23 protein-coding genes are annotated in these 25,143 nt (G+C 75.0%); 21 read left to right on the top strand and 2 right to left on the bottom strand.

What is annotated here, in order from left to right; genetic code table 11:
- Positions 1-9 precede the first annotated feature (9 nt).
- From QBL21_RS13185 to QBL21_RS13245, 13 genes are read left to right on the top strand one after another with little or no spacing between them, the layout of a single operon-like run.
- Entirely contained in the window at positions 10-1,530 is a 1,521-nt protein-coding gene (locus QBL21_RS13185) for a right-handed parallel beta-helix repeat-containing protein (RefSeq protein ID WP_407566408.1), read from the top strand.
- A 1-nt stretch (position 1,531) separates the two neighbouring features.
- Positions 1,532-2,884 (top strand): O-antigen ligase domain-containing protein, encoded by a 1,353-nt coding sequence (locus QBL21_RS13190; RefSeq protein WP_407562345.1) that lies wholly within the window; start codon positions 1,532-1,534, stop codon positions 2,882-2,884.
- A gap of 7 nt (positions 2,885-2,891) precedes the next feature.
- Positions 2,892-4,133 carry a glycosyltransferase gene (locus tag QBL21_RS13195; RefSeq protein WP_407562346.1) on the top strand — a complete coding sequence of 414 codons (1,242 nt, stop codon included), beginning with the start codon at positions 2,892-2,894 and terminating at the stop codon, positions 4,131-4,133.
- Positions 4,130-5,374 (top strand): class I SAM-dependent methyltransferase, encoded by a 1,245-nt coding sequence (locus tag QBL21_RS13200; RefSeq protein WP_407562347.1) that lies wholly within the window; start codon positions 4,130-4,132, stop codon positions 5,372-5,374. Before QBL21_RS13195 ends, QBL21_RS13200 begins: the two co-directional genes overlap by 4 nt.
- Complete coding sequence (locus QBL21_RS13205) at positions 5,371-6,195, top strand: glucose-1-phosphate cytidylyltransferase (RefSeq protein WP_407562348.1); 825 nt, start codon at positions 5,371-5,373, stop codon at positions 6,193-6,195. The genes QBL21_RS13200 and QBL21_RS13205 overlap by 4 nt, the downstream gene beginning before the upstream one ends.
- Positions 6,192-6,839 (top strand): PIG-L deacetylase family protein, encoded by a 648-nt coding sequence (locus QBL21_RS13210; RefSeq protein ID WP_407562349.1) that lies wholly within the window; start codon positions 6,192-6,194, stop codon positions 6,837-6,839. The genes QBL21_RS13205 and QBL21_RS13210 overlap by 4 nt, the downstream gene beginning before the upstream one ends.
- 3 nt (positions 6,840-6,842) lie before the next feature.
- The gene (locus QBL21_RS13215; RefSeq protein ID WP_407562350.1) at positions 6,843-7,868 is read left to right on the top strand and encodes an NAD-dependent epimerase/dehydratase family protein; all 1,026 of its coding nucleotides are present in this window, start codon (positions 6,843-6,845) and stop codon (positions 7,866-7,868) included.
- The gene (locus tag QBL21_RS13220) at positions 7,856-9,139 is read left to right on the top strand and encodes a DUF4910 domain-containing protein (protein WP_407562351.1); all 1,284 of its coding nucleotides are present in this window, start codon (positions 7,856-7,858) and stop codon (positions 9,137-9,139) included. Before QBL21_RS13215 ends, QBL21_RS13220 begins: the two co-directional genes overlap by 13 nt.
- Before the next feature lie 5 nt (positions 9,140-9,144).
- Entirely contained in the window at positions 9,145-10,455 is a 1,311-nt protein-coding gene (locus QBL21_RS13225; protein WP_407562352.1) for a hypothetical protein, read from the top strand.
- Positions 10,452-11,399: a glycosyltransferase family 2 protein gene (locus tag QBL21_RS13230; protein WP_407562353.1), complete on the top strand. Its 948-nt coding sequence runs from the start codon at positions 10,452-10,454 to the stop codon at positions 11,397-11,399. Before QBL21_RS13225 ends, QBL21_RS13230 begins: the two co-directional genes overlap by 4 nt.
- Complete coding sequence (locus tag QBL21_RS13235) at positions 11,396-12,622, top strand: polysaccharide pyruvyl transferase family protein (RefSeq protein WP_407562354.1); 1,227 nt, start codon at positions 11,396-11,398, stop codon at positions 12,620-12,622. The genes QBL21_RS13230 and QBL21_RS13235 overlap by 4 nt, the downstream gene beginning before the upstream one ends.
- Entirely contained in the window at positions 12,619-13,170 is a 552-nt protein-coding gene (locus QBL21_RS13240) for a dTDP-4-dehydrorhamnose 3,5-epimerase family protein (RefSeq protein WP_407562355.1), read from the top strand. Before QBL21_RS13235 ends, QBL21_RS13240 begins: the two co-directional genes overlap by 4 nt.
- 8 nt (positions 13,171-13,178) lie before the next feature.
- Positions 13,179-14,504 (top strand): glutamate-1-semialdehyde 2,1-aminomutase, encoded by a 1,326-nt coding sequence (locus tag QBL21_RS13245; protein ID WP_407562356.1) that lies wholly within the window; start codon positions 13,179-13,181, stop codon positions 14,502-14,504.
- A 7-nt stretch (positions 14,505-14,511) separates the two neighbouring features.
- Here the strand turns inward: QBL21_RS13245 and QBL21_RS13250 are convergent, their stop codons facing one another.
- Positions 14,512-15,147 (bottom strand): phosphatase PAP2 family protein, encoded by a 636-nt coding sequence (locus QBL21_RS13250; protein WP_407562357.1) that lies wholly within the window; start codon positions 15,145-15,147, stop codon positions 14,512-14,514.
- Between the two features lie 394 nt (positions 15,148-15,541).
- Between QBL21_RS13250 and QBL21_RS13255 the strand changes: the two genes are divergently transcribed.
- Positions 15,542-16,399, top strand: a complete 858-nt coding sequence (locus tag QBL21_RS13255; RefSeq protein WP_407562358.1) for a DMT family transporter — start codon at positions 15,542-15,544, stop codon at positions 16,397-16,399.
- Between the two features lie 47 nt (positions 16,400-16,446).
- On the opposite strand, the gene QBL21_RS13260 is transcribed toward QBL21_RS13255, so the two are convergent.
- Entirely contained in the window at positions 16,447-16,824 is a 378-nt protein-coding gene (locus QBL21_RS13260; RefSeq protein ID WP_407562359.1) for a hypothetical protein, read from the bottom strand.
- A gap of 756 nt (positions 16,825-17,580) precedes the next feature.
- On the opposite strand from QBL21_RS13260, the gene QBL21_RS13265 reads away from it, so the two are divergent.
- The 7 genes from QBL21_RS13265 (at position 17,581) to QBL21_RS13295 (ending at position 25,142) form a co-directional block, all read left to right on the top strand.
- Positions 17,581-19,491: an SMI1/KNR4 family protein gene (locus QBL21_RS13265; protein ID WP_407562360.1), complete on the top strand. Its 1,911-nt coding sequence runs from the start codon at positions 17,581-17,583 to the stop codon at positions 19,489-19,491.
- Positions 19,492-19,661: 170 nt separating this feature from the next.
- Positions 19,662-20,024, top strand: coding sequence for an NADH-quinone oxidoreductase subunit A (locus tag QBL21_RS13270; protein ID WP_407562361.1), 363 nt, complete (start codon positions 19,662-19,664; stop codon positions 20,022-20,024).
- Entirely contained in the window at positions 20,015-21,382 is a 1,368-nt protein-coding gene (locus QBL21_RS13275; protein ID WP_407562362.1) for a hypothetical protein, read from the top strand. Before QBL21_RS13270 ends, QBL21_RS13275 begins: the two co-directional genes overlap by 10 nt.
- A complete protein-coding gene (locus QBL21_RS13280; RefSeq protein WP_407562363.1) occupies positions 21,375-22,310 on the top strand; it encodes an NADH-quinone oxidoreductase subunit H in 936 nt (311 codons plus the stop codon). Before QBL21_RS13275 ends, QBL21_RS13280 begins: the two co-directional genes overlap by 8 nt.
- Before the next feature lie 17 nt (positions 22,311-22,327).
- A complete protein-coding gene (locus QBL21_RS13285) occupies positions 22,328-22,891 on the top strand; it encodes an NADH-quinone oxidoreductase subunit J (RefSeq protein ID WP_407566409.1) in 564 nt (187 codons plus the stop codon).
- Complete coding sequence (gene nuoK / locus QBL21_RS13290) at positions 22,888-23,193, top strand: NADH-quinone oxidoreductase subunit NuoK (RefSeq protein ID WP_407562364.1); 306 nt, start codon at positions 22,888-22,890, stop codon at positions 23,191-23,193. The genes QBL21_RS13285 and nuoK overlap by 4 nt, the downstream gene beginning before the upstream one ends.
- A complete protein-coding gene (locus QBL21_RS13295; protein ID WP_407562365.1) occupies positions 23,190-25,142 on the top strand; it encodes a proton-conducting transporter membrane subunit in 1,953 nt (650 codons plus the stop codon). Before nuoK ends, QBL21_RS13295 begins: the two co-directional genes overlap by 4 nt.
- The last annotated feature ends 1 nt before the right edge of the window (position 25,143 follow it).

The raw sequence follows: 25,143 nt of genomic DNA on the forward strand, positions 1-25,143 counted from the left end.
GGAGGCGTGGTGATCAAGCGGCGGCTCTGGGCGTCATCGGCGGCACCGCTGGCGCTGGCCCTGCTGGCGACCGGTTGCTGGGACACGTCCGACGAGGACCGGGCGGAGCCGAAGGCCGCGTCGTCGTCCGCGTCCGTGGCCCGGGTGTGCGCCGAGCCCGCGGCCGGGCCGGCGAGGCCGCCGGCGGGCGCGGTGACGGTCGACCCCGCGGTGGTCGGCGACCTGGCGGCGAAGACCGCGAGCAGCCCCGCGAACACCACGTTCTGGCTGCGGCCGGGCAAGCACCGGCTGGAGCCGGACCGCTACGCCCAGGTCGTCCCCAAGGAGGGCAACACCTATCTCGGCGCGCCCGCCGCGGTGCTCGACGGCCGCAGGACCAACCAGTACGCGTTCGGCGGTACGGCCCGCGACGTCACCGTCCGCTTCCTGACCGTGCAGGGTTTCGTCGCGCCGCACAACGAGGGCGTGGTCAACCACGACTCGGCCGACGGCTGGGTGATCGAGCACGCGACGATCCGGAACAACTCCGGCGCCGGGCTGATGGCCGGCGCCCGCCAGCAGGTCCGGGCCAGTTGCCTGCGCGGGAACGGCCAGTACGGCATGAACGCGTACCAGGCCGGCGACGCCATCCGCGATCTGGTGGTCGAGGGCAACGAGATCACGGACAACAACACCGACGACTGGGAGCGGCGCAGGCCGGGCTGCGGCTGCACCGGAGGCGTCAAGTTCTGGGCCGTGGACGGTGCCGACATACGCGGCAACTGGGTGCACGACAACCGCGGAGCCGGGTTGTGGGCGGACAACAACAACAACGACTTCCGTATCGAGAACAACGTGCTGGAGGCCAACGACGGTGCCGCGCTGATGTACGAGACCAGCTACAACGCGGTCATCAGGAACAACACGATCCGGCGGAACACCTGGGTCGAGGGCCGCAAGTACGCCGAGCGCGGCGACGACTTCCCGTACGCGAGCCTCTACGTGTCCGAGTCCGGCGGCGAACCGCGGATACCGGCCCGTACCGACAAGGTCGAGATCTACCGGAACGTGCTGGAGAACAACTGGTCCGGGATCACCCTGTGGGAGAACGCCGACCGCTTCTGCAACAGCCCGGCCAACACCTCGACCGGCGAGTGCACGCTGCTGGTGCCGGAGGCCGACCGCTGCGAGCGGCCGGCGATCGCCACCGCGCCCCTCTACTCCGACTGCCGGTGGAAGACCCAGCGCGTGGAGGTCCACCACAACCGCTTCGTGCTGGACCCCGCCGTGGTCGAGTGCTCGGCGGCGTGCGGGCGGATGGCGGTGCTGGCCAACTACGGCACGTATCCGGAGTGGTCGCCGTACAAGGGCGAGCGGGTGGCCGAGGCGATCACCGGCAGGCAGCGCAACCGCTGGCACCACAACGCCTACGTCGGACCGTGGAGCTTCGTCGCGCAGGACCAGGGCCGGACGCTCGACTTCGTGCAGTGGCAGGGCATGCCGTACCGGCAGGACGCGGGCAGCACCTTCGACTTGCGGGGCGGTGAGTGAGATGAGCGGGGACCCGACGCCCGGCGGGCCACCGGCCACCCCGGTCCCACCGGACACGACAGGCACAGCGGACAAGGCGGACACAGCGGACAGGACGGCCGCGGCGGGCGCACCGGCCGGCGCCGGCCTGCGGACCGCCGGCACGCCGCGGCTCGTCGGGGTGGTCTGGGGCCTGCTGGGCCTCAACACCCTAGGCTCCGCCGGGGCGGAGACCATCTTCCCGCTGCCCCGCTCCCTCATCCAGATGGTCACCATGGGCGCGCTGGGCCTCGCCTTCGCGCTGGCGCTGGCGGTCAATCCGCGGCTGCGCATCCGGCCCAGCGCCTACGTGCTGCTGCTCACCCTGCTGGTCGTACCGAGCCTGATCGCCAGCGTGCACCCGGAGCCCGGGTTCGGCGCGCTGTTCCGCTGCACGCGGCTGGCCCTCTTCGTCGGCACGCTGTGGCTACTCAGCCGCTGGTGGGACGGCGGCTTCACGTTCGTCCGGAGCCACATACGGATGTACTACGCGGTGCTCGCGTCGGTGGTCGCCGGGCTCGCCGTCTCGCCGGGGACGGCCATGCCCGAGCTGTACGGCGGGCGGCTGGTCGGCGCGCTGTGGCCGCTCACCCCGCCGCAGATCGGCCAGTACTCCGCGGTGATCATCGGCCTCACCGGGCTGCTCCTCCTGGGCCGCCGCACGACCGGGGCGAGCGCCGCCGTGGTCGTCGGGCCCGCGCTCGTCCTGCTCGCGATGAGCCACACCCGGACGGCGACGGTCGGCCTGCTCGTCGGGCTGACGCTGGCGATCGGCTCGCTCATCCTGACCAGCGCCGCCGCCCGCCGGTTCTTCGCCGGCGCGGTGCTGATCGCTGCGGTGGCCGCGGTCGGGTTCGCCTCCGCGCTCCAGGCGTGGTTCCTGCGCGGGCAGAGCCGGGAGAACTTCTCCAGCCTCACCGGCCGGGCCAAGGTCTGGGACGCGCTGCTGGCGGCGCCCCGGACGACCTCGGAGCGGCTGTTCGGCACGGGCCTGGGCGACAAGTCGTACGACGGGCTGCCGATCGACAACAGTTGGCTGGCCGTCTACCACGAGCAGGGCCTGGTGGGCGCCGCCATCGTCGCGGCGCTCCTGCTCGTGCTGGGCGGCGTCGCGCTGCTGCGGCCGCCGTCGCTGCCGCGGGCCTGCGCGATCTTCCTGATCAGCTTCTGCGCGGTCTCCTCGTACACCGAGGCCGGTCTCGGCGACGCCTCGCCGTACCTGCTGCACCTTGCGGTGGCCGCCTCGCTGCTGGCGACGCCCCAGCCGGCCGCGCCGCCGCCGGTGCCCGCCGTTCCCCGACGTCGGGCCCCGCGCTGGGCCCGGGATCGGAGCTGACCCGACCATGCACGTCTTCGTGGTGCACAACCGCTACGTCTCGGCGCAGCCGAGCGGCGAGAACCGGGTCGTCGACGAGGAGTCGGCGCTGCTGCGCGCGGCCGGCCACCGGGTCGAGCTGTTCGAGCGGCGCAGCGACGACATCGCCGGCCGGTCCCTGCCCGGCAAGGCCGCGGTGCCGCTGCTGGTGCCGTGGAACCCGGCGGTCCGCAGGGAACTCACCGCCCGGCTGCGGGCCGAGCGGCCGGACGTGGTGCACGTCCACAACGTCTTCCCGCTGCTGTCGCCCGCGGTGCTGGCCGCCTGCGCCGACGCCGGCGTGCCCGCCGTGGCCACGCTGCACAACTACACCCAGATCTGCCCGCCCGGCACGCTGCGGCGCGACGGCCGGCAGTGCACCGAGTGCGTCGGGTCGACGCCGCTGCCCGCCGTCCGGCACGGCTGCTACCGCGGCTCCCGGCTGGCGACGGTGCCGCTCGCGGTCAGCCTGTCGGCCAACCGGCGCCGGTGGTGGTCGGGCGTGGCGCGGTTCCTGTGCATCTCCGCGGCGCAGCGCGACGTCCTGGTGCGGGCCGGGATGCCGCCCGAACGGATGGCGGTGAAGCACAACTTCGTCCCCGACCCCGGCAACTCCCGGTCGGCCGACGGCGAGCACGTGCTCTTCCTCGGCCGGCTCGCGGAGGCCAAGGGCGTGCGGCTGCTGATGGCGGCGTGGGACGAGATCGCCGCGACGGGCGGTGTCGGCGTGCCGCTGGTGATCGCCGGGGCGGGGCCGCTCCAGCAGGAGGTGACCGCCTGGGCGGCGGGCCGGGAGGACGTGCGGTTCGTCGGCCTGTACGACCCGGAGGAGTGCCGGCGGGCCGTCGCGCGGTCGGTCGCCGTGGTGGCGCCGTCGCTGGCCCTGGAGACGTTCGGCCTGGTGGTCGTGGAGGCGATGGCGGCCGGCGTCCCGGCCGTCGCCGCCGGCCATGCCGCCTTCGTGGAACTCGTCGAGGACGGGGTGACCGGTCTGCTGCACCGGCCGGGCGACCCCGCCTCGCTCGCGTCGTGCGTGCGCCGGATCGCGGCCGACCCGGTCCGCAACCGGGAGATGGGCCGGGCGGCCCGGCGCCGCTACGAGGAGGGCTTCAGCCCGGACGTCGGGCTGGAGCGGCTGGTGGAGGAGTACCGCACCGCGATCGCGGGCCGGTCAGCGCTGACCCGGGGCGGGGACACCCGCCCGGGCAGGGGGGATGGGGAGAGCAGATGACACGATGCCGACTCTGCGGCTCGGCAGCGATGGAGAGCGTCGTCGATCTCGGGGCGACACCACCGTGCGAGAGCTTTCTCGCCGCGGACGGACTCGACCGGCCGGAGCCGGCGTACCCGCTGCACCTGCGGGTCTGCACCGACTGCTGGCTGGCGCAGATTCCGCCGCTGATCACGCCGGAGGAGACGTTCAAGGAGTACGCGTACTTCTCCTCGTACTCGACCTCCTGGGTGGCCCACGCGCGGGCGTTCGTCGCCGAGGCCGTACGCCGGCTGGGCCTGGACGCCGAGGGCCGGGACGCCTTCGTGGTCGAGGTGGCGAGCAACGACGGCTACCTGCTCCGGCATGTGGTGGACCGCGGGATCCGCTGCCTGGGCATCGAGCCGTCGGTGAACGTCGGCGCCGCGGCGCGGGCCGCCGGTGTGCCCACGCTGACGGAGTTCCTGGATCCGGGGACCGGCGCGGCCGTCCGCGCCGAGCACGGTCCGGCGGACCTGGTCGCGGCCAACAACGTGTACGCGCACATCCCCGACGTCGTCGGGTTCACCCGGGGGCTGCGCGCCCTGGTCGCCGACGACGGCTGGGTCTCCCTCGAAGTGCAGCACCTGCTGACGCTGATCGAGCAGAACCAGTACGACACGATCTACCACGAGCACTTCCAGTACTACACGGTCGCGTCCGCGAGCCGGGCGCTGGCGAGCGGCGGACTCGCGCTCGTGGACGTCGAGTTGCTGCCCACCCACGGCGGCTCCCTGCGGCTGTGGGCCCGCCCCGCCGAGGCCGCCGACGAGCCGACCCGGCGGGTGGCCGACGTACTGGCCCGGGAGAAGGCCGCCGGGCTGGAGGAGCTGTCCGGGTACGCCGAGTTCTCCGCCCGGGTCGCCAAGGTCCGCCGCGACCTCCTGCGGTTCCTCATCGACGCGGCCGAGCGCGGCGAGACGGTGGTCGGCTACGGCGCCCCCGGCAAGGGCAACACCCTGCTCAACCACTGCGGCATCCGGCCCGACCTGCTCCCGTACACGGTCGACCGGAACCCGTACAAGCACGGCCGGTTCACCCCGGGCACCCGCATCCCGATCCTGCCGCCCGAGCGGATCGCCGCCGACCGGCCGGACTACGTGCTCGTCCTGCCGTGGAACCTGCGGGCCGAACTCGTCGGGCAGCTCTCCTTCGTGCACGCCTGGGGCGGCCGGCTGGTCTTTCCCATCCCGGAACTCAGCATTGTCGAGGTCAAGCCATGAAGGTCGTACTGTTCTGCGGCGGCTACGGGCTGCGGATGCGCAGCGGCGCCGCCGACGACGTGCCCAAGCCGATGGCGATGGTCGGCCCGCGCCCGCTGATCTGGCACGTCATGCGCTACTACGCGCACTACGGGCACACCGAGTTCATCCTGTGCCTGGGGTACGGGGCGCACCACATCAAGGACTTCTTCCTCAACTACGAGGAGACGGCCTCCAACGACTTCGTGCTGCGCAACGGCCGGACCGAGCTGCTGTCCACCGACATCGCCTCCTGGACGATCACGTTCGCGCAGACCGGCATCGAGTCGTCCATCGGGGAGCGGCTGCGCCGGGTGCGGCACCGCCTGGACGGCGACGAGATGTTCCTCGCCAACTACGCCGACGTGCTCACCGACGCCCCGCTGCCGGAGATGATCGACCGGTTCGCGCGGCGCGACGCCGGTGCGTCGATGATGGTGGTGCCGCCGCAGTCGTCGTTCCACTGCGTGGACCTGGGCGAGGACGGCCTGGTGGGGGGCATCACCGCGGTGAGCGAGCTGCCGCTGTGGGAGAACGGCGGCTACTTCGTGCTCCGCCAGGAGGTCTTCGACCACATCCCGGAGAACGGCGACCTGGTCGCGGACGGCTGCGCCCGGCTGGCCAAGCGCGGCCGGCTGGTGGCGCACCGGCACCGCGGCTTCTGGAAGCCGACCGACACCGTGAAGGAGCGGGCCGCCCTCGACGCCGCGTACGCCCGGGGCGACCGACCGTGGGCCGTGTGGGAGAAGGACGGTGCGAGGGTGCCCGGCGGCGGGGTCGGCGCCGGAGCGGGCACCGCGTGATCCGGCTCGGGGCCGGGCGCCCGGACCGGATCGCCGCGGTGGGCGCGCACTGCGACGACATCGCCATCGGCGCCGGCGGCACGCTGCTGGCGATGTGCCTGGCCCGGCCCGGTATCCGGGTCGACGCGCTGGTGCTGTCCGGCGGCGGCAGCGAGCGGGAGCAGGAGGAGCGGGCCGCGCTCGCCGCCTTCTGCCCCGGCGCCGACGTGCGGGCGAGCGTGCTCAAGCTGCCGGACGGCCGGCTGCCCGCGTACTGGGACGAGGCCAAGGCCGCGGTCGAGGAGCTGCGCGGGCGGACCGAGGCGGAGCTGGTGCTCGCGCCGCGTACCGACGACGCGCACCAGGACCACCGCGGCCTGGCCCGGCTCGTCACCACCGCCTTCCGCGACCACCTCGTGCTCGGCTACGAGATCGCCAAGTGGGACGGCGACCTCGGCCGCCCGGTCGCGTACCAGCCGCTGCCGCCCGAGATCGCCGAACGGAAGGTGCGGCTGCTCCAGGAGCACTACCCCTCGCAGCGGCACCGGCCCTGGTACGACCGGGAGGCGTTCCTCGGCCTCGCCCGGATCCGCGGCATCGAATGCCACGCGCGCTACGCCGAGGCGTTCGCCGTCACCAAACTCACTCTCAACCTGGGGGGTTGACCCTTGCGCGTACTCCTGACCGGACACCAGGGCTATCTGGGCACCGTGATGGCCCCGGTGCTCGGCTCCGCCGGGCACGAGGTCGCCGGCCTCGACGCCGGCCTGTTCGCCGACTGCCTGCTCGGCCCGCAGCCCGAGGACCCGCCGGGGCGGCGCGTGGACCTGCGCGACGTCACGGCCGAGCACCTGGCCGGGTTCGACGCCGTGATCCACCTCGCCGCCCTCTCCAACGACCCGCTGGGATCGCTGGCGCCGGAGCTGACGTACGACATCAACCACCGCGCCTCCGTAAGGCTGGCCCGGCTGGCACGCGACGCGGGCGTGCGGCGCTTCCTGTACGCCTCGACCTGCTCGGTCTACGGCGCCGCCGGCGGCGGCGAACTGGTCACCGAGGAGGCGCCGCTGCGCCCGGTGACGCCGTACGCGGAGTCCAAGGTGCGGGTGGAGGACGACCTGCACGCGCTGGCCGACGGCGACTTCAGCCCGGTGTTCATGCGCAACGCCACCGCCTTCGGCCACTCGCCCCGGCTGCGCGCGGACATCGTGCTCAACAACCTGGTGGGCCACGCGCTCCTGTCCGGCGAGGTGCTGGTGCTCTCCGACGGCACCCCCTGGCGCCCGCTGGTGCACGCCGCCGACATCGCCCGGGCCTTCACCGCCGCGCTGACCGCGCCGCGCGCGGCCGTGCACGACCGGGCGTTCAACATCGGCAGCGAGACCAACAACGTGACGGTCGCCGAGATCGCCGAGGAGGTCGCCGCGGCGGTACCCGGCTCGCGGGTGGTGATCACCGGCGAGACCGGGGCCGACCCGCGCTCGTACCGGGTCGACTTCTCCCGGTTCCGCGCCGCGCTACCCGGCTTCGACTGCGAGTGGACGGTGCGGCAGGGCGCGGTCGAACTCGCCGACGCCTACCGCAAGTACGAGCTGACCCGGGAGGACTTCGAGCGGCGCTTCACCCGGCTGGCCGTGCTGCGCGCGGCGGTCGGCACCGGGGCCGTCGACGACACCCTGCGGTGGCGCCGGTGACCGCGCCGGGCGACGCGATGCACGCCCTGGTGGAGCGGCTGTACCCGCTGTGCCGGAGCATCACGGGCGACGGGGTGCGCGCCACCCTGGAGATCGTCGGCGAGTACGTGCCGCTGCGCGTGCACGAGGTGCCCACCGGAACCCGGGTGCTCGACTGGACGGTGCCGCAGGAGTGGAACATCCGGGACGCGTACATCGCCGACACCGCCGGGACGCGCATCGTCGACTTCGCCGAATCCAACCTGCACGTACTCGGCTACAGCGTGCCGGTCTCGGCGACCCTCCCGCTGGCCGAGCTGCGCGCACACCTGCACACCCTGCCGGACCGGCCGTCCTGGGTGCCGTACCGCACCAGTTACTACGAGCCGGCCTGGGGGTTCTGCCTCGCCCAGGAGACCCTGGACGCGCTCCCGGACGGCGACTACGAGGTACGTATCGACTCCACCCTCGCCGACGGGCACCTCACCTACGCCGAGCACGTGGTCCCCGGGCAGGTCGCCGACGAGGTGCTCGTCTCCTGCCACGTCTGCCACCCGTCGCTGGCCAACGACAACCTCGCCGGCATCGCGGTGGCGACGTTCCTGGCCCGCGAACTGGCCGAGCGGACGCCCTGGTACACGTACCGCTTCCTGTACGCGCCCGGCACCATCGGGGCGATCACCTGGCTGGCCCGCAACGCGGAGCGGGTGGGCCGGGTCAGGCACGGGCTGGTGCTGGCGTGCGCGGGCGATCCGGGCGGGCTGACGTACAAGCAGAGCCGGCGCGGCGACGCCGAGATCGACCGGGTGCTGCGGCACGTGCTGGCCGCCTCCGAACGCCCGCACCGGGTCACCGAGTTCACCCCGTACGGCTACGACGAGCGGCAGTTCTGCTCGCCCGGGTTCGACCTCGGCGTGGGCTCGCTGACCCGGACCCCGTACGCCGGCTACCCCGAATACCACACCTCGGCGGACAACCTGGACCTCGTCTCCGCCGAGTCGATGGCGGACACGCTCGCCGTCTGCCGCGAGGCGTTCGGCGTGCTGGACCGCAACCGGCGGTACGTCAACCTCAGCCCCTACGGCGAGCCGCACCTCGGCCGGCGCGGGCTGTACGACTCGCTCGGCGGACGCAGCGACGCCAAGCAGGCCCAGATGGCGATGCTCTGGGTGCTCAGCCTCTCCGACGGCGAGCACAGCCTGCTCGACGTCGCCGAGCGCTCCGCGCTGCCGTTCGACACCGTCGCCGCCGCGGCCCGCGCCCTGGAGGGCGCCGGGCTGCTGAAGGTCTGACGCCGATGACCACCGGGAAACAGGAGACGCCGGCACCCGCGGCACGAACCGCGCACCCCCGGCCGGGCACGAGGCGGGCCGTCGCCGGCCGGCTGTCCTGGGGACTGGCCGACCAGGCGGCCTCCAGCGCGTCCAACTTCCTGGTGGGGATGTACGTCGCACGCTCCCTCGGGCCGACCGCGTTCGGCGTGTTCAGCCTGGCCTGGGTGACGTACGGCGTGGTGCTCGGCGTCTCCCGCGGGCTGGCCACCGACCCGCTCGTGGTGCGCTTCAGCGGCGCGCCGCAGGCGTCCTGGCGCGAGGCGACGGCCCGGTCGTCGGGCACCGCGCTCGGCGTCGGCGCCGCCTTCGGCGCGGCGTGCCTGGCGGGCGGGCTGATCGCCGGCGGCCGGGTGGGATCCGCGTTCGTCTGCCTCGGCGTCGTGCTGCCGGGGCTGCTGCTCCAGGACGCCTGGCGGTTCGCGTTCTTCGCCGCGGGCACCGGGCGCAAGGCGTTCGTCAACGACGTCGTCTGGGGCGTCGTCTGCGTCCCGGCCCTGGTGCTGGCGGCCCGCGCGGGCAGCGTGGCCGGTTTCGTGCTCGCCTGGGGCGGGTCGGCGGCGGTGGCCGCGGCGTACGGCTGGCTCCAGTCCGGGATCCGGCCCCGCCCGGCCGGAGCGCGCGGGTGGCTGCGCCGGCACCGCGACCTGGGCTACCGGTACCTGGTCGAGAACGTCGGCGTCAGCGGCGCGGCCCAACTGCGGATGTACGGGCTCGGCGCGATCGTCGGGGTCGGCGCCGTGGGCGTGGTCCGGGGCGCCGAACTCCTCCTCGGCCCGTTCCTCGCGCTGCTGATGGGTCTTTCGCTGGTCACCGTCGCGGAGGCGGCACGGGTGCTGCGGGAGGTCCCGCACCGGCTGGCCAGGTTCTGCCTGCTGCTCGGCGCCGGGCAGGCCGTCACGGCGCTGCTCTGGGGCGCGGCGCTGCTGCTGGTGCCCGACCATCTCGGCGAACACGTGCTCGGCACCGTCTGGTACCCGGCCTCGGACCTCGTCGTCCCGGCCACCCTCGGCGTCGCGGGCGCGGGACTCGGCGCCGGCGCGGCGGCCGGGCTGCGCGCTCTGGCCGCCGCCCGGCGCAGCCTGCGCGCCCAGTTGTTCGCCTCCGCCTGCTACGCCGGCGGCGGGCTCGGCGGGGCCGCCGCGGCCGGCGCGGTCGGCTCGGCCTGGGGCGTCGCCGCCGCGACCGTCACCGGCTCGGCCGTGTGGTGGCTGACGCTGCGGTCCGCGCTGCGCGCGCGCCACGAACACCCCATCCCGGAAGTGAGGACTCCATGACCGCCCAACCCCGGCTGAGCATCGGCCTGCCCGTCTACAACGGCGAGGAGTACCTCGCCGAGTCGCTCGACGCCCTGCTCGGCCAGACCTACGAGGACTTCGAGCTGGTCATCTCCGACAACGCCTCGACCGACGGGACGCCGGACATCTGCCGCCGGTACGCCGCCCGCGACACGCGCATCCGCTACCTCCGGCTGCCCCGGAACATCGGCGCCGCGCCCAACCACAACCACGTGTTCACCGAGTGCCGCGGCGAGTTGTTCAAGTGGGCCTCGCACGACGACCTGTACGCGCGGGACCTGCTGCGGCGCTGCGTGGCGGCGCTGGACGAGCGGCCCGACGTGATCCTCGCGCACGCGGACCAGGCGGTCGTCGACGGCGACGGCCGGGTGAAGGTCCCGTACGAGTACACCCTCGCCACCGACTCGCCGCACCCGCCGGAGCGCTTCCGCAGCATGCTCTTCGAGCCCGGCGGCGACGACTTCTACGGCGTGATGCGGGCCGACGTGCTGCGCCGGGTGAAGCCGCACGACAGCTACCACCACGCGGACCGCACGTTCGTCGCCGAGATCGGCCTGCACGGGCCCTTCCACCAGGTGCCGGAGCTGCTGTACTTCCGCCGCGACCACCCTGCCCGCGCCGAGCGGGCGAACCCCTCCAAGCGCTCCCGGTGCGTCAACCTCGACCCGCGCCGGGCCGGCCCGCGGCACCCGACGCCCCGGCTGCTCGCCGAGTACGTCTGGGGCTTCGTCGCGGCGATCCGGCGGGCGCCGCTGTCCTCGGCCGACCGGCGCGCCTGCTACCGCCACCTGGCCGAGTGGATGGCCAGCCGGGCCCGGCCGGGCGCCGGCGAGCGGGTCGAGGACCGGGCCCCTGTCGACCCGGACCGGCTCACCGTCTCCGTGGACGCCCTGGTCGCCGGCCGCGAAGGGCGGCCGGCGTGACCTCGGCGCACCAGACCCCGGTGCGCGTCGGGGTGTTCGGCCTGCTCGGCTCCGGCAACCTCGGCAACGACGGGTCGCTGGAGGCCGTGCTCGGCTACCTCCGGGCCACGCACCCCGAGGCGGCCGTGGACGCGCTGTGCGGCGGACCCGAAGCGGTCACCGCCCGGTACGGGATCCCCGCGACGCGGCTGCACTGGTACCGCGGCGAATACCGCACCGCGTCACGGGCCGGCGCGGTCGCGGGCAAGGCCCTGGGCAAACTCGTCGACGCCGTCCGCACCACCGCCTGGGTGCGCCGGCACGACGTGGTGATCGTGCCGGGCATGGGCGTCCTGGAGGCCACGCTGCCGCTGCGGCCGTGGGGCTTCCCGTACTCGCTGTTCCTGCTCTGCGCGGCCGGCCGGCTCTGCGGCACCCGCGTCGCGCTGGCCGGCGTCGGCGCCGCCCCGATCGCCGACCGGCCGACCCGGGCCCTGGTGCGCTGGTCGGCGCGGCTGGCCGCGTACCGCTCGTACCGCGACACCCGGTCCCGCGACGCGATACGGGAGATGGGCGTGGACACCGCGCGCGACGAGGTCTACCCGGACCTCGCCTTCGCCCTGCCCGCGCCGCCGGCCGGCGCGCCCGCAGGACCGCCCGGCCCGGTCTGCGTCGGCGTCATGGCCTTCCACGGCGGCAACGACGACCGCGCCCGCGCCGCGGAGATCCACCGCCGCTACCTCGACGGGACGACCCGCTTCGTACGCGCGCTGGTCGCCGACGGCCGGCCGGTCCGGCTGCTCACCGGCGACGACGTCGACGCGCCGGTGGTCGCCGCGATCCTCGACGCCGTCGACTCGCCGCTGGTCACCGCCGCCCGAGCGGCCTCGCTGGCCGACCTGATGAAGGAGACGGCGGCTGCCGACACCGTGGTCGCGACCCGCTACCACAACCTGATCTGCGCGCTGAAGACCGGCACGCCGACCCTCGCCCTCTGCTACGCGGCGAAGAGCGAGGCGCTCATGGACCGGATGGGCCTGGGCGCGTTCTGCCACCCGGCGCGCGAGGTCGACGCCGACCGGCTGCTCGGGCAGTTCCGGGAGCTGGAGCGGCGCTCGGCGGAGCTGCGGCGGACGCTCGCGGAGCGGAACGCGGTCGCCGCCCGGCACCTTGAGGACCACTTCACCGCCCTGACGGCGGCCTTGTTCCCGACGACAGCACACGCCCTGCGGGAGGCTTCATGAAAGCGACGGAGGTCCCGGAGATCGCGGGCGCGTACCTCTTCGAGCCGACGCCCCATGCCGACGAACGCGGCTTCTTCTGCCGCACCTTCGACGCCGACGTGCTCCGCTCGGTGGGCCTCGACCCGGGCGCGTTCGTCCAGGACAGCGTGTCCCGCTCGGCCCGCGGCGTCCTGCGCGGCCTGCACCTGCGCGCGGGCGCCGGCGAGGCCAAGCTGGTGCGGTGCTCGTACGGGAGGATCTTCGACGCCGTCGTCGACCTGCGGCCCCACTCGCCGACCCACCGCAACCGCGCCTTCTTCGAGCTGTCCGGCGAGACGCAGGTGACCCTGTACGTCCCGGCGGGGTGCGCGCACGGCATCCAGGCGCTGACCGAGACCGCCGACGTCTCGTACCGGATCGACCGCCCGCACGATCCGGCGGAGGACGTGACGATCGCCCACGACGACCCGGAACTCGCCATTCCGTGGCCGCTGCCGGCCACGTCGATGTCCCGGCGGGACCGGGACGCGCCGGTCCTGGCCGACGCCCTGCGGCACGCGGGGAGGTGAGCCGGGACATGGACACCGAGGAATTCCGGCTCCCCAGGTCGCGCAGGGCGAACGAGCGGCTGCACGCCATGATCCCGGGAGGCGCGCACACGTACGCGAAGGGCGACGACCAGTACCCCGAAGACCTGGCGCCGGTCATCAGCCACGGCCGCGGTGCGCACGTGTGGGACATCGACGGCAACCGCTATGTCGAGTACGGCTCCGGGCTGCGGTCCGTCAGCCTCGGCCACGCCCACCCGCGCGTGACCGAGGCGGTGCGGCGCGAGATCGACCGCGGCAGCAACTTCGTCCGGCCGTCGATCGTGGAGGTCGAGGCCGCGGAACGCTTCCTGGCCACCGTGCCGACCGCCGAGATGGTGAAGTTCGCGAAGAACGGCTCGGACGCCACCACCGCCGCGGTGCGCCTGGCCCGCGCCGTCACCGGGCGCCCGCGGGTGGCGCTCTGCGGCGACCACCCCTTCTTCTCCGTCGACGACTGGTTCATCGGCACCACGCAGATGCACGCCGGCGTGCCGGAGTCCGTCACCGCGCTGACCCTGACCTTTCCGTACGGGGACCTGGCGGCCACCGAGGAACTGCTCAGCCGCCACCGGGACGAGGTCGCCTGCCTGATCCTCGAACCCGCCACCCACACCGAGCCGCCGCCCGGCTACCTCGCCGGCCTGCGCGAACTGGCCGACCGGCACGGCTGCGTCCTGGTCTTCGACGAGATGATCACCGGTCTGCGCTGGTCCGAGGCGGGCGCCCAGGGCCTGTACGGCGTCGTCCCCGACCTCTCCACCTTCGGCAAGGCGCTGGGCAACGGGTTCGCCGTCTCCGCGCTGGCCGGGCGCCGCGAGCTGATGGAGCGCGGCGGGCTGCGGCACTCCGGCGACCGGGTGTTCCTGCTGTCCACCACGCACGGCGCGGAGACGCACTCGCTGGCCGCCGCGACGGCCGTGCTGACCACGTACACCGAGGAGGGCGTCACCGCACGGCTGCACGCCCTCGGCGAGCGGCTGGCCGCCGGGGTCCGGGACGCGGCGGCCGCCATGGGCGTCGGCGACCACGTCGTCGTACGGGGCCGGGCCAGCAACCTGGTCTTCGCCACCCTCGACGAGCACGGCCGGCCGTCGCAGGAGTACCGCACCCTGTTCCTGCGCCGGCTCCTCGCGGGCGGCGTGCTGGCGCCGTCGTTCGTGGTGAGCAGCGCGCTCGACGACGCCGACATCGACCACACCGTGGACGTGGTGGGCCGGGCGTGTGCGGTGTACCGGAAGGCGCTGGACGCCGCCGACCCCACGCCCTGGCTGGGCGGCCGGCCGGTGCGGCCGGTGTTCCGCCGCCGGGCGTGACGTACCGTCAGCGACGCGCCCGGTCGACCAGCCACGCGGTCGCCGGCACCACCGCCAGGGCGGTGCACCAGCCGCCGACGACATCGGTCGGATAGTGCGCGCCCAGGGTGACCTGCGCCCAGCCCATGGCGGCGCCGGCAACCAGGGCCGCGCCGAGGACGAGCACCGTGCCGGCGGCCCTGCCCAGGCCGAGCCGGCCCGCGGCGAGCAGCGCGACGGCGAGGGCGAGCGCGGTCACGAAGGCGGTGTGCCCGCTGGGGTACGACAGGTTCCCGCCGTGGATGGTGCGCCCCACCACGGGCTTGAGCAGCATCGTCGCCCCCACGGCCAGTCCGCCCCCGGCGACGACGACCACCGCGGCACGCACCCGCCCGACGGCCACACACCCGGCCACGGCAACCGCCACCAACGCCGCCGCCCCCAGCGGCTCCCCCCAGAAGTCCACGGCCAGCGCAACGCGCCGCCACGGGCCCTCCGCGCCCTCCACCGCCGACTGCCCCCACCGGTCCACCGCACGGGCCTCGCTGTCGCCGCCGACCAGGACCCCGATCACCCCGACCACCAGCACGGCAAGCCCCGCCGCCACCCCCAGCGCGGGTCGCAGATCCGGCCGCACCACCTCGACGGCCCGCCGCCCGCTCACAGGCCCGCCGCGCGTCGGCCCGCACCCCGGCAGACACACCCCACCGCCGTCATGCCACCCCACCCCCACCGGCAGATCCCGCCCCGCGCCCCGACAGCGACCCCGCCGGTCCGACCCGCCCTCCCGCGACCATAACGGCCCCCGGACACGGCCGGCGTGCCCACGGGGGAACCTGGCCGGGTCCCGCCCACCGGCGCCGGCGCAGGGGGCCGTCCCGCGGCCCCGGGACGTAACCGGGCGGCACCGGCGACGGGTCCCCGGAGAACGGTCCTGTTGCCTTTACAGTGGCGCGAACGGAGACCGGCGCCGCCCCGCGCGTAGCGGGACGGGCCACCCGTCCCACGAGACCCGGCCCCTCACGGGGCACCCGGCACCCACCGCGCGGATACCCGACTTGCTTGTTCTCGCCGTAGCATTCGCCGTCCTCGGCGCCGCCAGCAACGCCGCCGGTACGGCGTTCCAGCGCAAGGCAGCGGCGACCGTGCCGCGCGGCGGCGGCCTGCGGCTGCTCCTCGCCCTGGTGCGCAAGCCGGCGTGGCTCATCGGCATCGCCGCCGTCACCGTGGCGGCCGTCAGCCAGGCGGTCGCCCTGGCCAACGGCCCGCTCTCCCTCGTGCAGCCGGTGTTCATCCTGGAACTGCCCTTCGCCCTGCTGATCGGTACCCTCCTGCTGCACCGCCGCCTGCCCGCAGCAGCCTGGTGGGCGGTGGCCGCCGTGGTCGCCGGACTCGCGCTGGCGCTCTTCGCCGCGTCCCCGTCCGGGGAACGGGACCTGGCGCCGATGAGCCGCTGGATCCCCGTGCTGATCGCCTGCCTGGGCGCCATGGCCGTCGCGGTCGCCGTCAGCGTCCGCCGCCGCTCCGGCCTGCTGCGGGCCGCCATCCTGGGCACGGCGTCCGCCGTGGGCAACGCCCTGACCGCGGCCCTGCTCAAGACCTCCACCCACAACCTGGTCGAGGACGGCCTGACCGCCTTTCTGACGACCTGGCAGACCTACGGCTTCGCGCTCTGCGGCATCGCCGCCGTCCTGCTCCTGGAGAACGCCCTGCAAGCCGGCTCACTGGCCGCCTGCCAGCCGGCCCTCACCATCGGCGACGCCACGGTGAGCCTCGTCCTCGGGGTGTTCCTCTTCGGCGAGAGCATCCGCCTGGGCTGGTGGCTGATCCCCGCGTGCGCCGGTCTCCTCCTCGTCCTGGGCGGCGTCCTCGTACTGACCCGCTCCGTCCCCGACGCCAGGGACCTGGCCGGCTGACCACCGCCGGGTGTCACGGCTCTCGCCTCGTCACAGGTTTCGCCTCGTCACAGGCGGGACCGGCCCTCTGCCGGGTCGTCGGCCGGGATGCCGAGTCCCTCTTCGAGTTCGCGGATGCGCTCGTGCACGTGCCGGCTGTCCAGGCGGCGCTCGTACGAGCTGCGCCGCGGACGTGCGGTGACCAGGGTGACCACGGTCCGGCCGACGCCGTACACCGGGACCGTCAGCGGCCAGAGCAGTCCCGCGGCGACGGCCGCGGCGGCCACGCCGGGGCGGTCGTGAGCGTCGAAGTACCCGACCGGGTCCGTGCGTTCGCAGCCGTCCAGACGGATGATCTGCCGGCGCAGGCGCCCGTAGAACAGCCGGGCGGCAAGCGGGACGCACACAAGGTAGCCGGCTGTCCCCATGAGGAGGAACCACGACACGACGGACGCTCCAGGTCTCGGACCGGCCCCGTGAACCGCGACCGTGTATGCCGGGTACCGCGAATCCGTCCGGACATGCGGCGCACCGCCGGGCCCTCGCGGGCGGCGATTCTGAGAGTTCGGTGTGCATGCCGTCTCCCGCCGCGGTCGGCCGCCGTGCGCCCAAAGCTGATCCCTTTCGATCAACTCCCGTTCAGACAAGGGGCGTTCACGTTGGGCGATCTGGTAGTCCGAGGCACCGTCATGGAGGACCTCGGGAAGACGTTCAGATCGGCGGCGTCACCGGCGAGCTGCGCGACACCGTCGCCGATCTGGAGCGAATATCGTGCGGCGCCTGGAAGGGCAAGGCCGCCGTCGCGTTCTCCGGCCACGTGTCGGACGACGTCACGCCCAAGCTGCGCAAGGCCCGGGACTCCTTCGGCAAGGCATGGAGTCGGATTACACCGAACCCGAGGCGGCGGGCGAGATCTTCGGCCGCCGGGCCAGGCGCGACGTGCGCTGGGTGGACCTGCCCTGCGGCCCCGCCGTCGCCGTGGGCACCGTCAAGGCCCTGACGATCGACGGGGAGTACACCGGGACGGGCGAGGACTCGCGGCTGATCCCGCGAAGGGGGCGGCCGGACTCCACGAGACGCACGCCATCCTCATGGACTCCGCGGGCGCCCCGGCCGAGCCGCGGCCGGGCGACCTCTGAGCGCAGCCGCCGGCGGGCCGCCGAACGGCGGCGTTGTCAGTGCGGGGTGGCACCATCCAGCCCATGAGTGGCGAGGCTTTCGACTGGCGCGGGTTCCTGGGGCGTTGGCAGGAGGAGTGGGTTCCGCGGGCGGACGAGGACGACGACGGCGAGGACGACGACGAGAGCGGCGAACCGGCCGTCGCGGCGCTGGGGCGTGCCGGGGCCGAGGAGGCGGCGATCGCCGCGGCCGAGGAGCGGCTGGGGCGGCGGCTGCCGGGCTCGTACCGGGAGTTCCTGGCCGTGAGCGACGGATGGCACGTGGACGAGACGGCCGGGGTCTACCGGCTCGGGGGTGCCGCTGACATCGACTGGTTCCGCGATCCGTACGACATGACCCCGATGTACGAGGAGAACCTCGGCGAGCACGCGCGCGAGGAGGACGTCCTGCTGGCCGGGATGTGGCGGCGGGCGCTCCGGCTGGAGACGGACTCCGACATGTCGTACGCCCTGCTCGACCCGGGCGACGCCGACCGGGACGGCGAGTGGGCGCTCTACGTCTACCGGGGCTGGAGCGGTGAACCGCCCGACCGGTATCCGTCGTTCCGCGCGTACATGGAGGCCAAGTACCGCGGTTTCCACAGCGACCGGGCCGAACGGCCCGACTTCGAGAACGCGACCACGCGCGCCCAGGACACCCGTGTCGAGGACGCCCGCCTGCTGGCCCTGCGCGGACGGTACGAGGAGGCGGTGCCCCTCCTCGAGGAGGCGCTGTCCTACGGACGGCCGCGAAGCGCCGTCCTGCTCCACCAGATCCGGCATCTGTCGGCCCCGCAGAGCCCTCAGGACTACGGCACCCTGGTGGCCGACCCGCGCTACCTGCCCGACATCCTCCCGTTGCAGGCCATGGGACCCGGACGCGGCGAATGGCGGCTGGGCGGCGACGACCACTGGCTCGGGATGATGGCCGCCCGCGGTGCCGACCGGGGCACCGCCGAGGCCGTGCTGGGCGCGCTGCGGGACGGCACCCATCGCTACGAGCCTCCCGGCGCCTGGGGCCGGGCCGTCGCGGCGGCCCGGGAGTCGGCCCGCTGGGGGCCGACCGACGAGGCGTGGCGGCTGCTGCGGGAGGCGCTCCCGCGCTGGGAGGCACCCGGGCCCGCGCTGCTCGCCCCGCTCGGCCTGCTCGCCGACCCGGTCCTGGGTCCGCTGATCACCCCGGAGCGGGGCAGGGAGATCCTCGCGACCCCGCGGGCCGGGGAGCAGGGGCCCGCTCCCGAGCCGGTGCCCGACCTCGACCCGCCGGGCCTCGCCTGGCTGTCGGAGTCCGCGGAGACGAACAGGCAGCCGCGGGACGGATACCGCTGCGTCTGGATCGAGGGCGTCGACCCCGCCCGCCTGCCCGCGCTGATCGGCGAGGAGGACGCCGAGCTGAGCGCGCCCACGGATCCCCGCAGAGCGTCCTGGGACGCGCCCAGGCCCCACGAGCGGGACGGCGTGGAACTATGGGAGGACCGGGCCGTGGTCGCCGTCGGCCGCACCGCGCAGGCGTGGGCGTTCGCCTTCGACGGCCACTCCCACCACCGTCTCGGCAGCCGGTTCCGCTCCCCGGCCACAGCAGCCTCCGCGACCGGCCGCGCGGTGGTCGTGTGGCGCGACCCGCGCAGCCGGCCCCCGGACGACCATCCGAGCGCGTTCCACCTGTCCGTGGCCGAACAGGGCCGGGAGCTGTACGCGTTCACCGTACGGGGCACGGAGACCGAGCGCTCCGGCGCGATACCCGAAGCCCTGGACCCCGCGCGGCTCTTCCGCCCGGAGGACACCGAGACGGACCGCGAACGGCGCCTGCTGGAAGCCCTGCACACCGAACTCGACCTCTCCCTGCCCCGGTTCGCGCTCACCCGGGGCAGGCTCCACACCCTCACCACCCGGTCCTGGACCCGGGCGCCACGCGAGGACGAGGGGTTCGGCTACGCCTACATCAGCGTCGGGTAGCGCCCGCCCCGAACGTGCGGACCACCGCGGACGCGACCGGACGGCGCGGGGTACGACCCGCGCTAACCGGCTCCGTTGAAATGACGACCTGCCGAATCGGCGCCCGGCGCGCACCCGCGTCACCCTCCGGCGTCGGCCGTGGCGTCCGGCCGTGACGGTGCGTGTCGTGCATGATGCTCGGTGTGGCGGTATGGGAGCCGGTGGCGGTGCTGCTCGGCGTGGTGGTCGGGGGGATCGCGGCGCTGCACGGGCTGGGTGCGTGGCTGCGGGGCGGGCCGGGAGCGCTGGAGTCGGGGCCGTTCAGCGGCGGGTTGCCGCCGGAGGAGCACGCGCTCTCCCGGTTTCACGTCCGCTGGTACCCCGTGACGATGATCTTCCTGGCGTTCGACATGGAGATGCTGTTCATGTACCCGTGGGTGCGCGTGGTCGGTGAGATGGGCACGCCTGCCGTGGTCGAGATGTTCCTCTTCCTGGGCGTCCTCTTCGCGGCCGTCACCTACGCCTGGCGCGAGGGCGCGCTGCGGTGGGCCTGAGGACCGCGCTGCGCCGGATCGGGACGGCCCACCCCGCCGTTCTCCTGGCCGTCTGCCCCGGGGGTACGCAGACGCGGCTGGCGGTGGAGGCGGCCCTGCGGCGGCGCGGCTGGCCGACGGCCGCGAGCCCGGCGGCGGCGAGCGGGCTGGTGGTCGTCGGCGCGTGCGGGGCGGCGGACGGCGAGTGGGTGGACGCGCTCTGGCGGCAGATCCCGTACCCCAAGTCCCGGTCCGCGGTGGCCGCGGCGGACGGCGCCGAGGAGGCGTTGGACGAGCTGGTCCGGGTGGCGCAGGCGCCTGTCACCGGGGACGGGGGTGGGCACTCGGCGGGCCACGGCCGCGACACCCGTGACGGCCACGGCAGCCCTGACGGGCCCGGCGGGCACCACGGCAAGGACGGGCACCACGGCAAGGACGGGCACCACGGCAAGTACGGGCACGACCGGCACGACGGTCACCACGGCAGGAACGTGCACGACGGTCACGGTGGCCACCACGGCAGAGACGGACACGACAGCCGCAACAGCCGCGACGGACACGACCGCCACGACACCCGCGGCGGGTCTCACCATCACGGCGGTCCCGTCGCCGGGTTGCCCATGGCCGGGCGTGCCGACGATCGCGACGGGCTTCGGCTCGACCGGCTGCACCTGCCGCTCGGGCCGGGGCTCACCGACTGGCCCGCCGGGCTCGTGCTGGACGTCGCCCTGCAAGGCGACGTCGTGCAGCACGCCGAGGTGCGTCCCCCCGCGCCGCCTCCCGCCGGGCTGCCGTACTGGGACGAGCCGTGGCTGCGCGCGGCGCGCGGCGAGGACGTCGCGCGCGGCGCTGCGCGCCGGCGGCGCTGTGCCGCGCATCTGGACAGCGTCGGGCGGCTGCTGGCGGTCTCCGGGTGGGCGGATCCGGCCGCGCGGGTCCGTCGGCTGCGCGACGCGGTGCTCGGCGGGGGACCGGCGGGGGAGTGGGCTGCGGAGCTGGAGCGGCTGGGGCGGCGGGTGCGGCGCTCGCGCGTGCTGCGGCAGTCGACCGCCGGGCTGGGCGCGTTGCCCGCAGCCCGGGCGCGGCGGTTCGGGGTGGGGGGTCCGGCGCTGGCCGCGGACGGCGACGCGTACGACCGGCTGCTCCGCTGGCTCGACGAGGCCGCGCTGCACGCCGCCGGGGTCGATGACGACCGGCCCCTCGCGCCGTACGACCGGGACGGCCCGCGGGGCCGGCTCGACGGCCCGCGGCCACCGTCGCGGGCCCTGCTGGGCGTCCTCCCGGAGCTGCTGCTCGGCGCCGAGTTCACGTCCGCCCGCGTGATCGTGGCCAGCCTCGACCCCGACCTCGACGGGGTGGGGGTGGCCGTCCATGGCTGAGACGGCGCCCGTGTGGGCCGTCGTGCTGCTGCCGTTCGCCCTCGCCGGCGCGGCGGCGGTCGTCGCCGGCTTCGACGCGGTGCTGGCCGCGGCGGCGGAACGGGGCCGCACCGGCCGCCCGCTGCGCGCCGCGCCGGCGCCGCTGCGCGCGGGGCTGCGGCTGCTGGGCCAGCAGTCGCGGCGTACCACCGCCGACGATCCGTGGCTCGGCCGCATCGGGATCGCGCTCGTCCCGGTCGCCGCCGTGCTGGCCGCGGCCGTGCTCCCGTGGGGGCATCGGGCCGTCACCGACCCGGTCGTGGGCGTGGTGTGGTTCAACGCGATGGAGGCGCTGGCGTGGGCGGCGGTGTGGCTGGCCGGCTGGGGACCGAACTCGGCGCTGTCGCTGATCGGCGGCTACCGCTTCCTGGCCCAGGGCCTGGCGTACGAGCTGCCGCACATGCTCGCGCTCACCACCGCGGCGCTGGGCGCGGAGTCGCTGCGGGTCGGCGAGGTGGTGGCGGCCCAGCGGGGGCTGTGGTTCGCGGTGTGGATGCCGGTGGCGTTCGCGGTGTTCCTGCTGAGCGCGCTGGCGATGGCTTTCTGGGGCCCGTTCGACCACCCCCTCGGGCGGGACGCGGCGGGCGGCGCGGTCGCGGAGTACGCGGGCGTGGACCGGCTGGTGCTGCTGGCCGGGCGGTGGCTGCTGCTGGTGGTCACCGCCGGGTTCAGCGTGCCGCTGTTCCTGGGCGGCGGGCACGGCCCGTGGCTGCCGGCGTGGGCGTGGGCGCTGCTGAAGACGGCCGGGGTGCTCGGCCTGCTGGTGGCCGGGCGGCGGCTGCTGCCGACGCTGCGGATGGAGCGCTACCTGGAGTTCGCGTGGACGGTGCTCGTGCCGCTGACCCTGCTCCAGGCGCTGGTCGTCGCCGTCGTCGTGCTCGACCGATGAAGGAGGAGGTCGCGGCGATGCCCGATGACGCGGTGTTCTGGGTGCTCGCCGTACCGGCGGTGGCGAGCGGGGTCATGGTGTTCCGCTTCGGCTCCATGGCCCGGGCGACGTACGCGCTGCTGCTGTCCCTGCTGTGCGTCGGCGGCCTGGTCATCCGGCTCGGCCTCGACTACCTGGGCGTGGTCGTCATCCTCATGATGACGATCGAGATGGCCCTCATGGCCGTGTTCATGGTGATGTTCATGATGAACCCGGCCGGGCTGACGCCCATGTCGATGCTGCACAACAGGCGGGGCGCGGCGGTGCTGTCCGCCGGTGTCTTCGTCCTGCTGGCCGCCGGCATCCTGCTGGCGCCGTGGCCGCGGCGGCGGGGGAGGCCGGACGCCGATCCGACGAAGGCCCTGGGCGAGTCGCTGATGGGCCCGCACATGCTGACGATGATGACGCTGGGCCTGGCGCTGTTCACCACCATCGTCGCCTCCGTCGTGCTCGCCACCGGCCGCGGCCGGTACGACCGCTTCGGCGACGACCTGCGCGCCCGCCGCGCGGCCGGTCCCGTACGTCCGGGGGCGGGCCGGTGACGCTGGAGCCGTTCCTGCTGGTGGCCGCCGCCCTGTTCTGCGTCGGGCTGTTCGGCGCGCTCTCCCAGCAGTCGGTCGTGATGCTGATGATGGGCCTGGAGCTGATGCTCGGCGGCGTCATCCTCGCCGCCGCCGCGGTCTGGCACTTCGTCGCGCCCGCCGCCACCGACGGGCAGGTGCTCGTCGTGCTGGCCGTCACCGTGATGGCGGTGGAGATGGCCGTCGGCTTCGCCGTCGTCACCGCGCTCTTCCGCGCCCGCGAGGTCGACCTGACCGACGACGCCGCGGAGTTGAAGGGGTGAGCGCGGCGCTCTGGGCGCTGGTCGCCGTACCGCTCGCCACCGGCGCGCTGCTCGCCGCGGGCGGGCGCCGGGCCGACCGGTACGCGCCCGGCGCCGCCGTCGCGGCCTCCGCCGCCGCGCTCGGCCTGGCGGTGTACGCCGCCGCCGGCCGGCCGACGGCCGAGGCGCCGCTGCTGGCGGGGCTGCCGTTCGGCCTCGGCGCGTACGGCCTGTCCGGGCCGCTGGCGGTGGCCGTCGCCGCCGTCACCCTGGCCGTACTCGTCCACAGCGTCGGCGACATGGGCGCGAAGGAGCCCCGTGCCCGCTTCTTCGGCCTCATGCTGCTGTTCAGCGGCGCCATGCTGGTCACCGTCACCGCGACCACGCTGCCGGCGCTGCTCATGGGCTGGGAGTTCATGGGGGCCACATCCTGGGCGCTGATCGGCTTCCGGTGGCGCGATCCGGTACGGGCGGAGTCGGCGGGCGTCGCGTTCGTGACGACCCGGGCCGCCGACCTGGGGCTGTACCTCGCCGCCGGGGCGGCCCTCGCCGGGGGGCAGGACACGGGGCGGACGGGTCTGGCGCTGGACCGGCTGCACGAGGTGTCCGGCCCGTGGCTGCACCTGCTGACCGCGGGCGTGATCGCCGCCGCGCTGGGCAAGTCCGCCCAACTGCCCTTCAGCTTCTGGCTGTCACGCGCCATGCAGGGCCCGAGCCCCGTCTCGGCGCTGCTGCACTCGGCGACGATGGTCGTGGCCGGCGCGTACCTGCTGCTGCGCTTGCAGCCCCTGCTCGCCGCCTCCGGCTGGGGCGACGACGCCGTGGCCTGGACCGGCGCGGCCACCGCGCTCGCCCTCGGGCTGGTCGCGGTGGCGCAGCGCGACCTCAAGCAGCTCCTCGCCGCCTCCAGTTGCGCCCAGATCGGCTTCATGGTGCTCGCCGCCGGTGCGACCGCGACCACCGGCGGCACCCTCCAACTCCTCGCGCACGCGGCGGCGAAGAGCCTGGCGTTCCTCGTGGCGGGCTTCTGGCTGACGGCGCTCGGCGCCGCGAGCCTGCCCGCGCTGCGCGGCGCCGCCCGGCGGAACCGGCTCGCGGGCGCCGCGTTCACCGTGGCCGCCCTGAGCCTGGCCGGTGTGCCGCCGCTGTCGCTGTGGGCCGCGAAGGATGTGCTGCTGGCCGGGGCGCTGGCGCACAGCCCGGCGCTGTACGCGGCGGGCCTGGCGGCGGCCGTGGTCTCGGCGGTCTACAGCGTCCGGGCCCTCTGGTACGTATGGCGCCCGCCCGGGGCACCGGAACCCGCGCACCTCCCGGCCGCCGCCGCGGACGCGCGCGAGGCAGGAGAGGGAAGCGCTCGGCCCACGCACACCACCGGGGCCCCGGGCCGCCGCCCCGGCGCGCGTACGCTCCCCGTACCCGAGGCGCTGTCGTTCGCCGCGCTCGCCCTCGCCGTCGCCGCCCTCGGCGCCCTGGCGCTGCCCGGGCCCCGCGCCGCCGTCGCGGACCGGATCGGCGCCCGCGGCGAAGCCGCCCCGTACGCCTGGGAGTTCGCGCTCTCCGCCGCCCTCGCCCTCGCCGCGTCCGCCGCCGTCTGGGCCCGGGGCGACCGCCGCGTGCCCGTCCCGGCGCGGCTCACGGCCGCCGCCTCCGCGTGGCTCGGCCTGGAGGCCGCGGCGCGCGCCCTCGTCGTACGCCCCGTGCGGCGCCTCGCCGCCGCCCTGGCCGCCTTCGACGACCGCGTCCTGGACCGCGGCGTCGACGGCCTCGCCCGCGGCACCGTGCGGCTGGCCGCCGGCGTCGACCGCGGCGTCGAGACGGCGCTCGACGGGGCGGTCGAGCGCGTCGGGGCCGCGAGCCGCGCGCTGGGCCGGCTCGCCCGGCGCCCGCAGACGGGCCAGGTGCACACCTATCTCGCCCAGGCCGTCGCCGCCTTCACCGTCCTCGCCGCCGTCTTCGTCCTCGTGAGGTGAC

The sequence above is a fragment of the Streptomyces sp. 184 genome (genome assembly GCF_045781775.1).
GTDB lineage: Bacteria > Actinomycetota > Actinomycetes > Streptomycetales > Streptomycetaceae > Streptomyces.

Excerpts from the sequence above, each read along its gene's own strand:
- QBL21_RS13190 (WP_407562345.1), top strand. The coding sequence starts at position 1,532 with ATGAGCGGGGACCCGACGCCCGGCGGGCCACCGGCCACCCCGGTCCCA.
- QBL21_RS13245 (WP_407562356.1), top strand. The coding sequence starts at position 13,179 with ATGGACACCGAGGAATTCCGGCTCCCCAGGTCGCGCAGGGCGAACGAG.
- QBL21_RS13285 (WP_407566409.1), top strand. The coding sequence starts at position 22,328 with ATGCCCGATGACGCGGTGTTCTGGGTGCTCGCCGTACCGGCGGTGGCG.
- QBL21_RS13200 (WP_407562347.1), top strand. The coding sequence starts at position 4,130 with ATGACACGATGCCGACTCTGCGGCTCGGCAGCGATGGAGAGCGTCGTC.
- QBL21_RS13265 (WP_407562360.1), top strand. The coding sequence starts at position 17,581 with ATGAGTGGCGAGGCTTTCGACTGGCGCGGGTTCCTGGGGCGTTGGCAG.
- QBL21_RS13225 (WP_407562352.1), top strand. The coding sequence starts at position 9,145 with ATGACCACCGGGAAACAGGAGACGCCGGCACCCGCGGCACGAACCGCG.
- QBL21_RS13240 (WP_407562355.1), top strand. The coding sequence starts at position 12,619 with ATGAAAGCGACGGAGGTCCCGGAGATCGCGGGCGCGTACCTCTTCGAG.
- QBL21_RS13230 (WP_407562353.1), top strand. The coding sequence starts at position 10,452 with ATGACCGCCCAACCCCGGCTGAGCATCGGCCTGCCCGTCTACAACGGC.
- QBL21_RS13280 (WP_407562363.1), top strand. The coding sequence starts at position 21,375 with ATGGCTGAGACGGCGCCCGTGTGGGCCGTCGTGCTGCTGCCGTTCGCC.
- QBL21_RS13195 (WP_407562346.1), top strand. The coding sequence starts at position 2,892 with ATGCACGTCTTCGTGGTGCACAACCGCTACGTCTCGGCGCAGCCGAGC.
- QBL21_RS13205 (WP_407562348.1), top strand. The coding sequence starts at position 5,371 with ATGAAGGTCGTACTGTTCTGCGGCGGCTACGGGCTGCGGATGCGCAGC.
- QBL21_RS13270 (WP_407562361.1), top strand. The coding sequence starts at position 19,662 with ATGATGCTCGGTGTGGCGGTATGGGAGCCGGTGGCGGTGCTGCTCGGC.